Source organism: Acidisoma sp. (assembly GCF_035492295.1).
Taxonomy (GTDB): Bacteria; Pseudomonadota; Alphaproteobacteria; order Acetobacterales; family Acetobacteraceae; genus Acidisoma.
Genome location: NZ_DATJJK010000063.1, coordinates 1 through 11395, shown reverse-complemented (window position 1 = coordinate 11395; position 11395 = coordinate 1). Strand labels below are relative to the sequence as shown.

The following is an 11395-nucleotide window of genomic DNA, read 5'->3' as shown; positions in this document are numbered from 1 at the left end:
CCGGCACCCCTGGAGGCCGGCTTTTGTCATTTATAGGAGCGTAAACATGGCCAATTTCGAACTCATCGAAGCTGAGTCGCGTTCGCGTGCCGGCAAGGGGGTGGCGCGGGCGACGAGGCGTGCGGGCAAAGTGCCTGCGGTAGTCTATGGCGCCAAGCAGGAACCTTCTTTGATCGCCCTCGACCCGCGCATTGTCATGCGCGAGCTGAAGCGCGGCGGCTGGCGTTCGCGTCTTTATGAAATTCAGGTTGACGGTCAGAAGACCCGCGCTCTGATGCGCGACGTGCAGTTTCACCCGGTCACCGACCAGCCGGAGCATGTCGACTTCCAGCGCCTCGCCGCCGGTGAACGCGTGCGCGTGTCCGTCGCCGTGGTGTTCCTCAACGACACAACCTCGCCCGGCATCAAGCGCGGCGGCGTGCTGAACGTCGTGCGCCACACCGTTGAAGTCGCCTGCGACCCGGACAACATTCCGGAGAAGTTCGAGGCCGATCTCGGCGCCCTGGACATCAACGACAACATCCGTTGGACCGACCTCAAAGGCACCGGCGACGCCCGTCCCACCATTCTCGACCGCGACTTCGTCATCGCCACCGTCGCCCCGCCGACCGTCTCGGCTGAGGCGCAGGCCGAAGATGCTGCCGCGGCCGCGGCTGCTGCTGCCGCCCCCGCCAAGGGCAAGGCCGCGCCGAAGAAGAAATAACCCCGTCGCCGCGCCATGTTGTTATGGGTCGGGCTTGGTAACCCGGAGCCAGGCATGGCGCGGCAGCGCCACAATATCGGCTTCATGGCCGTTGATGTGATCGCGCGCCGCCATGGCTTCTCGCCGTGGCGGCAGCGCTTTAAAGGTGTCGCCGCCGAAGGCCAGATCGCCGGCCACAGAATTCTTCTGCTGAAACCGATGACCTACATGAACGTCTCCGGAGAGGCGGTGCAAGCGGCTTCGGCGTTCTATAAAATTCCGCCCGCCGCCATCACGTTGTTCCATGACGAGCTCGACCTCGCCCCGGGCAAGATCCGGGTAAAGCGCGGCGGCGGGGCGGCTGGCCATAACGGGCTGCGCAGCACCGATCAGCGCCTCGGCACACCCGATTACTGGCGGGTGCGCCTGGGCATCGGCCATCCCGGCCACAAAGACCGCGTCACCGGCCACGTGCTGGGTGACTTCTCCAAGGCCGACCTGGAGTGGCTGCTGCCCTGCCTGGATGCGGTGGCCGACGAGGCCGGCCTGCTCGCCGGCGGCAAGCCGGAAGATTTCATGACCAAAATCGCTCTGCGTACAGGGGACCAGAAAAATGGGCTTTAACTGCGGTATCGTCGGCCTGCCGAATGTCGGCAAATCCACCCTGTTCAACGCGCTCACCGCCACCGTGGCCGCACAGGCCGCGAATTATCCTTTTTGTACAATCGAGCCGAATGTCGGCCGCGTCGCGGTGCCCGACAAGCGGTTGGACACGCTGGCGGTGATCGGCAAATCGGTGAAAACCGTGCCCACCAGCCTGGAATTCGTCGATATCGCCGGCCTGGTGCGCGGCGCCTCCAAGGGCGAGGGGCTCGGCAACCAGTTTCTCGCGAACATCCGCGAGGTCGATGCCATCGTCCATGTCGTGCGCTGCTTCGAAGATAACGACATCACCCATGTCGAAGGCAGCATCGACCCGGTGCGCGACGCCGAGACGGTGGAGACCGAGCTGATGCTGGCCGATCTCGACAGTCTGGAGCGCCGCCTCGATGCCACGGCCAAGAAGGCCAAGGGCGGCGACAAGGAGGCCAAGACTCTCCTCGGGGTGATGGAAGCCGCCCTCGTCGAGCTGCGCGCCGGCCGCCCCGCGCGCCGCGCCAAGATCGCGGCGGAAGATCGCGAGGTCTTTCGCCAGCTCCAGCTCCTGACCGCCAAGCCCGTGCTCTATGTCTGCAATGTCGAGGAATCCGCCGCAGCCACCGGCAATGAATGGTCGAAGAAGGTCGCCGAGCGCGCTGCCCAGGAAGGGGCGGCCGTCGTCGTCATCTCGGCGGCCATCGAGGCGGAGGTGGCCCAGCTCACCGGCGCGGAGGAGAAGCGCGAATACCTCGAGACCCTGGGCCTCGAAGAACCCGGCCTCGACCGGGTCATCCATGCGGGCTACAAGCTCCTCGACCTCGTCACCTTCTTCACCGTGGGGCCGAAGGAGGCCCGGGCCTGGACCGTCCACCGCGGCGCCCGCGCGCCCGAGGCGGCCGGCGTCATCCATACGGATTTCGAGCGCGGCTTCATCCGCGGCGAGACCATCGCCTATGATGATTTCATCGCCTGCGGCGGCGAGCAGGGCGCCAAGGAAGCCGGCAAGATGCGGGCCGAGGGCAAGGAATATGTCGTCCAGGACGGCGACATCTTCCACTTCCGGTTCAACGTCTAGGCCGGACGACAGAATAGGGAGCGAGACTTGCCGGCTGCAACACGGCTCTCGACGGAATAGTAGGCGACGGTCCCTGGCCGCCGGTTAAGGCGCGCCGGTGGCCATTATTTCCTGGCCGTCAGAGAGTGAGGCTTCACATCGGCATCACTGGGCTCGCCGGGATGACGAAGTGACTGGCGGTCTTGACGAACAACCGCGAGTTGAGGCACTGAATCAGGGATGTCGAAGCGCCTTGCCCTGATCGCCCTTCTCGCCCTGGCCGCCTGCTCGACCGTCGACAAGCGGGCGCTGACGAATTTCTCGTCCAGCGGCTCCGGCTTTACGTACACCTCGCAGTACGGCCAGCTCTTCCTCAAGGACGACAAGCAGGCCGAGACCCAGCGGCTGACCTGGCTCGCCCAATATGTGGCGGACAATCACCTCTGCCCCAACGGCTACAAGATCGTGAGCCGCACCGCCGACGAGACCAACGCCACCGCCGGCACGCTGATCTACAAGGGCGTCTGCACCTAAAGGGCCGGGCGCGGCAGGGCGCAACTGGCGCCGGGGCGGAATTCGACCGGCAGCATGATCTCCCGCGGCGGCTCGCCATGGAGGGCCGCCATGAGAAGCTCGGCCGCCGTGGTGCCCAGCTTCGGGATGTCGCGATAGATCGTGGCCAGCTCGACGAAGAGGAATTCCGACAAAGGCAGGTCGTCGCAGGTGACGAGCGAGATGTCGCGCGGCACCTCGAGCTGCCGCCGGCGCAAGGTCTTCAACACCCCGACCAGGATCTGATTGCTGCCGGCGATCAGGGCCGTCGGCGGCGCCGCAGCTGCGCCATCGAGCAGCTCCGCGGCGGCCGCCTCGCCATACGCCGAGGTGTAGCTGCCGCAGACGGCCGAGGCCGTGATGCCATGGAGGCGGCAGGCCTCCTGCAGGGCGGCGACCCGCTCCCGCGAGGGCCGGACCCGCGGCGAGCCCCCGATGAAGCCGATATGGCGGTGGCCGAGCCCCGCGAGATGGGCGACGGCCGCCCTGACGCCGCCGGCATGATCGGAGAGGACGGAATTCGCCGTCTTGAGCCCGCGCACCACCCGGTCGAGCAGGACGAAGGGCTTGTCCAGGCGCTTCAGCGCCGCGGCCGTCGTCGGGTCCTCCTCGTCGGAGAGCGAGAGGATCAGCCCATCCACGCGGCGCTGCTTCAACAGGCCGATCTGGCTCACATCCCGCTCGGGCGCGCCCAGGGAATTGGCGATCAGCACGGAATAGCCGGCCTTCTGCAGGGCCAGGTCGGCGCCGATGGCGATCTCCGCGAAGAGCGGATTGGCAATATTGGAGATGACGAAGCCGATGGTCCAGGTCGAGCCGCGCCGCAGACTCTGCGCCAGAATATCGGGCTCGTAGTTGAGCTGGGCGACCGCCTCGCGCACCCGCATCCGCATGGTGTCGCTGACATCGGGGTGATTGGAGAGCACGCGCGAGACCGAGGAGATGGCGACTCCCGCCTGCTCCGCGACCTGGCGGATGCCTGCCCGCGCGCCGGCGCCGCCGCTGTTGCGCCCTGCCGCTTTCATCGACCCGTTTCGAGTCTCCTTTGTCAGCGCCTCACACCGCCAGCCGGTAGCACTTCAGGAAGGCTTCGTCGATCTCCCAGCCCAGTCCCGGCCGATTCGAGAGCTGCAGGATACCATCCCTGAGCTTCGGCCGGTTGGCCGGTAGATTCCACCAGATCGGGTCCCGGTTCGGGTGGAAGCATTCGACGAAAGTGCCGTGGGGAATCGATGCCAACAGATGGGAGGCGACCTGCGGCTCCTCGTGATGGCCCATGCGCACCCCGAAGATCGCGGCCAGCGACGCGGCCCGGCGCCATTCGGTCGGGCCGCCCGACCAGGAGGCATCGAAATTGCACACGTCGATGGCGCCGGCGATCATCAGATCGCGGCAGCCCCCGGCCGAGAACTCCGTCTGTCCCGCGCAGACGCGGATCCCCGTCTTGAGGCGCACATCGCGCATCGCCAGCCGGTCGTTGTCCCAGCGGCAGGGCTCCTCGAACCAATAGATATCGGCCTTCTCCGCCAGCCCCACGAAGCGGATCGCATCCTCCACCGGCCAGCCCTGGTTGGCGTCGACGCAGATCGTGAAATCGGGCCCTGCTGCCGCGCGGGCTTGGAGCACGCGCTTGGCGTCCTCCTCCGGCGTGCGACCCCCGACCTTGAACTTGATCCCCGCCAGGCCCATCCCCTGAAGCTCTTCGATCTCGGCGGCGATCTCGAGGTCGCCGTAATAGCCGCCGATGGAGATCATGGGAAGTTCGCTGCGATAGCCGCCCCAGAGCTTCCAGAGCGGCTGACCCAGCGCCTTGCCGACGGCATCCCAGATCGCCGTGTCGACGGCGGCGCAGGCGACCAGCCCCAGCCGCCGGTCCCGCAGGATGTTGAAGGTGGCCGGCCGCGCCGCTTCCCAGCACTGCTCGACCCGGAGCGCGTCCAGCCCCTGCAGGTGCGGGGCGATCTCGTCGCGGATGATGGCGCAGATGGTGGCGAGGGATTCGTCCTCGTCGCCGGCCCAGGCCTCGCCGATGATTCCTTCCTCCGTATGCAGCCGGCAGAGGACCGTGGAGCGATGGGTCATCTGGTAGTAGCTGCCGCGGTAGGTCTTGGGCAACGGCACCCGGATGCCGATGACCTCGATCTCGCGGATGGTGAGCGCCGGCACGGCGGATTGCAGGGGGCGATCCATGAGGAACCTTGCTGGCCCTAGGCCTGTTTGGGCGGTGCGGCGGGGACGCCGTAATCGGCGAGAAACCCGCCATCGGCATAGAGGACATGACCGGTGATATAGGCGGCATCGTCGGAGGCGAGGAAGCGAATCACCTTGGCGATCTCCTGCGGCGTCGCCATGCGGCCCATCGGCGTGCGGTCCATCACGGGCTGGAGATTGAGCCGGCCGGATTTGACGAAACTCTCGACCAGCTCGGTCGCGACATAGCCGGGGCCCACGGCGTTGACCCGCACGCCCCTGGCCGCCCATTCCACCGCGGCCGTGCGGGTAATCGAGACCAGCGCCGCCTTGGCCGCGGCATAGGAGGCGCGGCCGGCGGCGCCGCGCTCGGCGGCCACCGAGACGATATTGACGATCGAGCCCTTGCCCTGGGCGAGCATCTGCTTTCCGACGGTTGTGAGGCAGCGCAACGCGCCGTTGAGATTGACGTCCATGACGGCGTTCCAGGCCGCCCAGTCCAGATCCGCCAGCGGCGAATGGCGCTGGATGCCGGCGCTGTTCACCAGGATGTCGATACGGCCATGGCGGCGGACCACCTCGGCCACGGCCTGGTCGACGGAGGCCTGATCGCACACGTCGAGCGCGATGGCCTCAGGCTTCGCGTTGATTTCGGCGGGCAGCGACAGCCCAGCCACCCGTTCATGGTTCAGATCGCCGATGACGACCCGATAGCCGGCCCGCAGGAACTCCTGCGCCGTCGCCCAGCCGATGCCGCTGGCGCCGCCGGTGACGAACGCGACGGGGGAAGCGTCAACCATGGGTCACCTGTCCGCTGCGCCGCGCGGATTTCGCCAGCGCCTTGCCGTCGAGCTTGAGGCCTGTGCCCGGCGCCGTCGGCGGGGAGAGCCGGCCTTTGCCGATCCGGTCGAAGGCGGGCTCGAGGATCAGCATATGGGCGCAGTCGAAGGGCCGGTCGGTGGGAAAGACCTCGACATGATCGGCAAGCCCCAGGCCGAAGGCCAGATGCTGATGCACCTCCGGCCGCTCGTGGAAGGAAACCCGCATGCCGCGGGCGGCCGCGGCACGCGCGACTTCCTCCGCCGGCCCGAAGCCGCCGAGGGTGGTGGCATCGACCCGGGCGACATGAAGGGCGTCAGCCTCGATCAGCCGAAGCATCTGCCGGGCCTGCGTCGTCTCATCGCCGGCGCCGATGGGAATTCCGGCGCCGGCCGTGACGGCGGCATAATCCGCCACGCGATCACGGTGGAAGGGATCCTCGAGCCAAGCGATGTCGAGATCGCGCAGCGGCGCGGCGCATTTCAGCCCATGCTCGACGCTGGGCCAGGACCAGGCGAAATCCAGCACCAGACGCAGATCCTTGCCGGCATGCCGGCGGATCGCGGCGACCCGAGACGCCAGCAGCGCCGGAGTCTCGTAATGCGCGGCCTCCAGCTTCATCATGCGATAGCCCTCCGCATGGCGCGCCTGGAGCCGTGCGGCGAAGCTTTCGTCATCCTCGCCGGCCATCTCATAGCCTTCGACCAGCAGCACATCGAGCGGCTCGGCTTTATCGCGATACAAGCGCCAGAGGGGCAGCCCGGCCGCCTGGGCCTTCAGGTCCTGCAGGCACATCTCCAGCAGCGAGACGCCGCGGCCGAAGACGCCGTCGCGCTCCAGCGCGCGCAGGGTCCCCGCCAGATCGGCAAGACGGGCCGCGGTATCCAGCGCGTCGCGTCCGATCAGCGCGGGCGCCAGCACATCCAGTATCGCTACATCGACGGGCGCCTTGCGGGTCTGGGCCAGGCAATCCGCGACCAGGCCGCCTTTGGTGCTGACGCGCACCGCCGCGTATTCGCGCGTGCGCACTTCGAAGGTGCCGAAGCGCAGCGGGGTGGGCAAAGGCAGCGAGCAGGCCCAGGCCTCGATCCGGTCGATGGTCGTGTCCAACGATCCCTCCCAAATCAGCAAACGTTTCCAGATAAAAGTTAGGCCCGGGACGGAACCGAGTCAACCGACCGGGTGCCTCCCTGCCCTTATTTCCCATGTATAGGCGTTATATCGCTGTGCCGTCTTGACTCCCCGTCGAACCCTATGTCACTTTCTTGGAAACGTTTCTAGGAAGTCAGGCACCGATGGGTTTTCTCGCCCGCTGCGGTCAGCCGACGAAAAAGTCCCGGGGGAAGCCCCATTTTCGAAGGAGGAGAAGCCTAATGTTCGGTCTGCCAAGCGCGAGCCCCACTCGCCGCGCATTGATTCTCGGGGCGACGGTCGTCGCCCTGGCTCTGGGGGTCGGCACGAGCCTCGCCCGCGCCCAGGAATTCAAGAACGAAGCCCAGCCGCTGTTCGATAATTGCGGCGACCCGTCCTATCAGAAGGCGGTATCCGACGGCATCACCATCGGCATCTCGCCCTCCCCGCCCTTCACCTCGATCAATCCCGATACCCAGAAGGCCGAAGGCCTCGAGGTCGAGCTCAACGAGGCCGCGCTGGCCTGGATGGGTGTCACCAAGATCAAATACGAGATCATGCCCTTCGGGCAGCTCATCTCGGCGCTGCTCGCCAAGCGCATCGATGCCGTCGCCGCCATCCACATCACGCCTGACCGCCTGAAGGTCATCTCCTTCAGCGGCCCGGCTTATTGGTACGGCCCGGCCCTGTTGGTGAAGAAGGGCAATCCGGACGGCATCACGTCCTTCGACGCGCTGAAGGGCAAGAAGATCGGCGCCATCGCCGGCTCCGCCGCCGACGAATATCTGCGCACCGTCGGGGCCGATGTCGTGCCCTTCCAGACCGACGCCGAGGAATTCAGCGCCGTCTCCACGGGCCGGGTCAGTGCGATCCTCGAGGACGACACCAAGGTGGTGCTCTTCCTGAAGGCCAACCCCTCGGCACCCATGGAGATGGTCACCGGCATCGCCGTGCCCGATGAGCTGATCTTCAAATACGGTTATGGCTATGTCCGGGTCGGGCTGCGCAAAGACGATTGCTCGCTGCGTGCCGCCTATACCCAGGGGCTGTCCGAGGTCCGTGCCAATGGCAATGTCTCGGCCATCCTGAAGAAGTACGGTTTCAGCAATCGCAACCTGTTCTTCTTCCCGCTGCAATAGCGATCGGCCTATCGATCGGGGACGTCCGCCGGCGGCCGCAAGGCCGCGGGCGGACGCCGTCCCGTCCCCTCTCGCGAACCCCCTCGCCTCACGCCCGCCCCTCTGAGGTGATAGCCTCGCCCGCCGCTCATCCCGCGGGCAGTCGGAGGACCAACAGGTGAATCTCCTCGATTTTACGGTCATTCACGATTACTGGGGCGTCTTCCTCAGGGGATTGACGATCACCATCTTCCTGACGGTGGTCACCATGATCCTGGCGACGATCTGCGCGATATTCATCGCGCTCGCGCGCCTCTCCCACAACCGTGCGCTTCGCTGGCCCTTCAACGGCCTGGTCGAGTTCGTCCGCGCCACGCCGCTGATCCTGCAGCTGATCTACATTTATTATGTGCTGCCCAGCGCTGGCATCTTCCTGGATCCCATCACCGCGGCGATCACCGGGTTGACGATCCATTATTCGGCCTATCTGAGCGAGGTCTTCCGCGGCGGCATCCTGTCGATTCCCAAGGGACAGACAGAGGCGGCTCTCAGCCTCGGCCTCTCGCGCTGGAAGACCTTCCGCAAGGTCGTGCTGCCTCAGGCCGTGCGCGTCGTCTTGCCGACCCTGGGCAATTATCTGATCTCGCTGTTCAAGGATACGGCCATCTGCTCCGTCGTCACGGTGCAGGAGCTGATGTTCACCGGCCAGATCATCGCGGCCCGGAATTTCCAATATTTCACCGTCTATACCGTGACGGCGATCCTCTATTTCGTTGTCTGCTACCCCTCGGGCCTCATGGTCCGCAGCCTCGAGGAACGCATGCGCAAGGGCTTCGCCACGAAATAGCGCCTCGTCGGGGCAGCCGGCATCTCGGGCTGGTGGCGGCGCGCGAAATCATGGCAGATTGCCGGGCATGAGCCTCGAACACGGGACATCTTGACGTGAGCCTCGAACTCACGGCGCCGGAACGCGCCATTGCCGCCGGCGACCGCGGCGCGGGTGCGGCCATGGCCATGCGCATCCTGGCCGAGATGGGGCGCCTGCTGGGCGCGCCGCGGCTGATCCCCGTTGCCTCGGCGCATATCGACGGCGCCCTCTATCACGGCGACAGCGGCGTCCATTTCGCCGAGCGGCTGGTGGCCGGCGGCGCCAAGACCGCCATCCCCGCTTCCCTCAATGTCGGCGGCCTGGACCTGATCCATCCCGGGACGGTGAAGGCCGATCCCCATCGCCATGAGATGGCCCTGCGGCTGATGCAGGCCTATGAGGCGATGGGCTGCTGGCAGACCTGGACCTGCTCGCCCTATCACGCCGGCCATCGCCCCACCCTGGGCAGCGATGTCGCCTGGGGCGAGAGCAACGCCGTCGCCTTCTGCAATTCCGTGCTGGGCGCGCGCACCAACCGCTACGGCGATTTCCTCGACATCTGCTGCGCCATTACCGGCCGCGCGCCCTACTACGGGCTGCATCGGCCGGAGAACCGGCGCGCCACGCTGCGGGTCGATACCTCGGCCTTGTCGGCCCGGCTGAAGCGCGCCGATGTGTTCTATCCCGTGCTGGGCTGCTGGTACGGCATGGAGATTGGCACCGAGATCGGCGTCATCGACGGCCTGCCCGCGGATATCTCCGAGGATTGCCTGAAGGCGCTCGCCGCCTCGGCCGCCTCCAGCGGCGCCGTCGGGCTCTTCCATGTCGCCGGACGCACGCCGGAAGCGCCCAGCGTCGAGGCAGCAGGTGGGGGCGAGGCGCCGGCCCGCGTCATCCGCCTGACGCCGGCGATGCTGCAAACCGCCCGCGACCGGCTCTCGACGGCCCGGGGGCAGGGCATCGATGCGGTGGCGCTGGGCAGCCCGCATTTCTCCCTCGCCGAATTCGATGCGCTGGAGGCGCTGCTGCCCGGGGGCCGAGTGAACATCCCCTTCTTCGTCTGCACCGGCCGCAATGTCGTGGGGGCGTTGGAGGAGCAGGGCCGTCTCGGCAAGTTCGCCGAGGCCGGCATCACCATCGTGGCCGATACCTGCGTCGTGGTCGCACCCATCCTCCCCGCCAAGGGCGGCGTCCTCATGACCAATTCCGGCAAGTTCGCCCATTACGCCCCAGCCAATACGGGCTATGAGGTGATCTACGGCAGCCTGGCCGATTGCATCGCCTCGGCCGCGACCGGCCGGCTGGCCCGGGACGAATCCTTGTGGCAATGACCCTGCAAAGCCAGCCCCAGATCGCCGGTAGCGCGGAAGGCATGGTGCTGAAGCTCGCGCGTCCCATCAGCTTCTGGGGCGGCGTCGACCCCACGACCGGACGCATCAGCGATCCGCGCCATCCCGACCACAACAGCGAGATCGCCGGGCGCATCCTGGTCCTGCCCGGCATGATCGGCTCCAGCTCCTCCAGCTACATCATGCTGGAGCTGATGGCCATCCGCCGCGCCCCCGCCGCCCTGGTGCTAGCTGTGCCCGATGCCATCTTGGGCCTCGGCGTGGTGGTGGCGAGGGAGATGGACTACGGCTCGATCCCCGTTGTCGTCCTGCCCGGCGATCAGCAGGCGGCGCTGACCACCGGGCAACGCGCGCGAATTAGCGACGACGGCGGCATCGAGATCCTCCGCTAGCGCCGGCCGTCACAATCCGCTCTGCGACCGCGATCCGAAGGCGGCATCGATCATCGCGGCGAGCCGCGCGTGGATCTCCGCCCGCGAGCTTGTGCCGCGGTCCTGGCACAAGGCTTCCTCTTCCCCCTCGCTGCGGAGGATGGCAGCGCCCTTCGGCTTGCCTTCGGCAAAGCCGCTGAACGCCGTCGCATCGGCCAGTTCGTCGTAATGGGCGCCGGGAATGGCCTGGGCGAGCTTTGCGCCCTCCACCCCCGGTGCCGCGTCACCGAGATGGATGATCTCGACGGGAATCGACAGGCGCGCCAGGCTGGCCGCCGTGAAGCTCCCGCTGAGCTCGGGGTCGACGAGGACGGCAAGGCCGATACGCGCATCCCGATGCGAGGCCGCGAGCGCGGCGGCGTCCACACGATGGAGATCGACACCCGCCTTGGCGTACCAGGCGCAATCCGGCCCCGCTCTGCCGTCATCGCAGCTGCTGGCGTAGCCTTGCGCATCCAGCTCGCCGCCGGCCAGGGACAGCGCGGCGGTCCCGCCCAGGAAAAAGCCCAGCACGCCGATTCGGCTCGCATCGATCCGGCCGGCGAAGGCGGGATACCTTTCG

General features: G+C 66.9%; 13 protein-coding genes. 8 read left to right on the top strand and 5 right to left on the bottom strand.

What is annotated here, in order from left to right:
- Positions 1 to 46: 46 nt before the first annotated feature.
- The 4 genes from VL752_RS04840 (at position 47) to VL752_RS04825 (ending at position 2909) form a co-directional block, all read left to right on the top strand.
- The gene (locus VL752_RS04840) at positions 47 to 703 is read left to right on the top strand and encodes a 50S ribosomal protein L25/general stress protein Ctc (RefSeq protein WP_325352722.1); all 657 of its coding nucleotides are present in this window, start codon (positions 47 to 49) and stop codon (positions 701 to 703) included.
- Between the two features lie 15 nt (positions 704 to 718).
- On the top strand, positions 719 to 1306 hold the full coding sequence (gene pth / locus VL752_RS04835; RefSeq protein ID WP_325352720.1) for an aminoacyl-tRNA hydrolase: 588 nt from the start codon (positions 719 to 721) through the stop codon (positions 1304 to 1306).
- The gene (gene ychF, locus VL752_RS04830; protein ID WP_325352718.1) at positions 1296 to 2396 is read left to right on the top strand and encodes a redox-regulated ATPase YchF; all 1101 of its coding nucleotides are present in this window, start codon (positions 1296 to 1298) and stop codon (positions 2394 to 2396) included. Before pth ends, ychF begins: the two co-directional genes overlap by 11 nt.
- Positions 2397 to 2615: 219 nt before the next feature.
- Positions 2616 to 2909 carry a hypothetical protein gene (locus tag VL752_RS04825; protein ID WP_325352716.1) on the top strand — a complete coding sequence of 98 codons (294 nt, stop codon included), beginning with the start codon at positions 2616 to 2618 and terminating at the stop codon, positions 2907 to 2909.
- Here the strand turns inward: VL752_RS04825 and VL752_RS04820 are convergent.
- From VL752_RS04820 to VL752_RS04805, 4 genes are read right to left on the bottom strand one after another with little or no spacing between them, the layout of a single operon-like run.
- Positions 2906 to 3952: a LacI family DNA-binding transcriptional regulator gene (locus tag VL752_RS04820; protein WP_325352714.1), complete on the bottom strand. Its 1047-nt coding sequence runs from the start codon at positions 3950 to 3952 to the stop codon at positions 2906 to 2908. The two genes, VL752_RS04825 and VL752_RS04820, sit on opposite strands and share 4 nt — an antisense overlap.
- A gap of 31 nt (positions 3953 to 3983) precedes the next feature.
- Positions 3984 to 5117 (bottom strand): mandelate racemase/muconate lactonizing enzyme family protein, encoded by a 1134-nt coding sequence (locus VL752_RS04815; RefSeq protein WP_325352712.1) that lies wholly within the window; start codon positions 5115 to 5117, stop codon positions 3984 to 3986.
- Positions 5118 to 5134: 17 nt separating this feature from the next.
- Positions 5135 to 5917 carry an SDR family NAD(P)-dependent oxidoreductase gene (locus tag VL752_RS04810; RefSeq protein ID WP_325352710.1) on the bottom strand — a complete coding sequence of 261 codons (783 nt, stop codon included), beginning with the start codon at positions 5915 to 5917 and terminating at the stop codon, positions 5135 to 5137.
- The gene (locus tag VL752_RS04805; protein WP_325352708.1) at positions 5910 to 7046 is read right to left on the bottom strand and encodes an enolase C-terminal domain-like protein; all 1137 of its coding nucleotides are present in this window, start codon (positions 7044 to 7046) and stop codon (positions 5910 to 5912) included. The genes VL752_RS04810 and VL752_RS04805 overlap by 8 nt, the downstream gene beginning before the upstream one ends.
- A gap of 263 nt (positions 7047 to 7309) precedes the next feature.
- Between VL752_RS04805 and VL752_RS04800 the strand changes: the two genes are divergently transcribed.
- From VL752_RS04800 to VL752_RS04785, 4 genes are all read left to right on the top strand, one after another.
- A complete protein-coding gene (locus VL752_RS04800) occupies positions 7310 to 8206 on the top strand; it encodes a transporter substrate-binding domain-containing protein (protein ID WP_325352706.1) in 897 nt (298 codons plus the stop codon).
- Between the two features lie 157 nt (positions 8207 to 8363).
- On the top strand, positions 8364 to 9032 hold the full coding sequence (locus tag VL752_RS04795) for an amino acid ABC transporter permease (RefSeq protein ID WP_325352704.1): 669 nt from the start codon (positions 8364 to 8366) through the stop codon (positions 9030 to 9032).
- A gap of 95 nt (positions 9033 to 9127) precedes the next feature.
- Positions 9128 to 10384 (top strand): aconitase X catalytic domain-containing protein, encoded by a 1257-nt coding sequence (locus VL752_RS04790; protein WP_325352702.1) that lies wholly within the window; start codon positions 9128 to 9130, stop codon positions 10382 to 10384.
- A complete protein-coding gene (locus VL752_RS04785) occupies positions 10381 to 10794 on the top strand; it encodes an aconitase X swivel domain-containing protein (RefSeq protein WP_325352724.1) in 414 nt (137 codons plus the stop codon). Before VL752_RS04790 ends, VL752_RS04785 begins: the two co-directional genes overlap by 4 nt.
- 9 nt (positions 10795 to 10803) lie before the next feature.
- Here the strand turns inward: VL752_RS04785 and VL752_RS04780 are convergent.
- A partial coding sequence (locus tag VL752_RS04780) for an alpha/beta hydrolase family protein (protein WP_408863059.1) occupies positions 10804 to 11395 on the bottom strand: 592 nt, incomplete at its 5' end.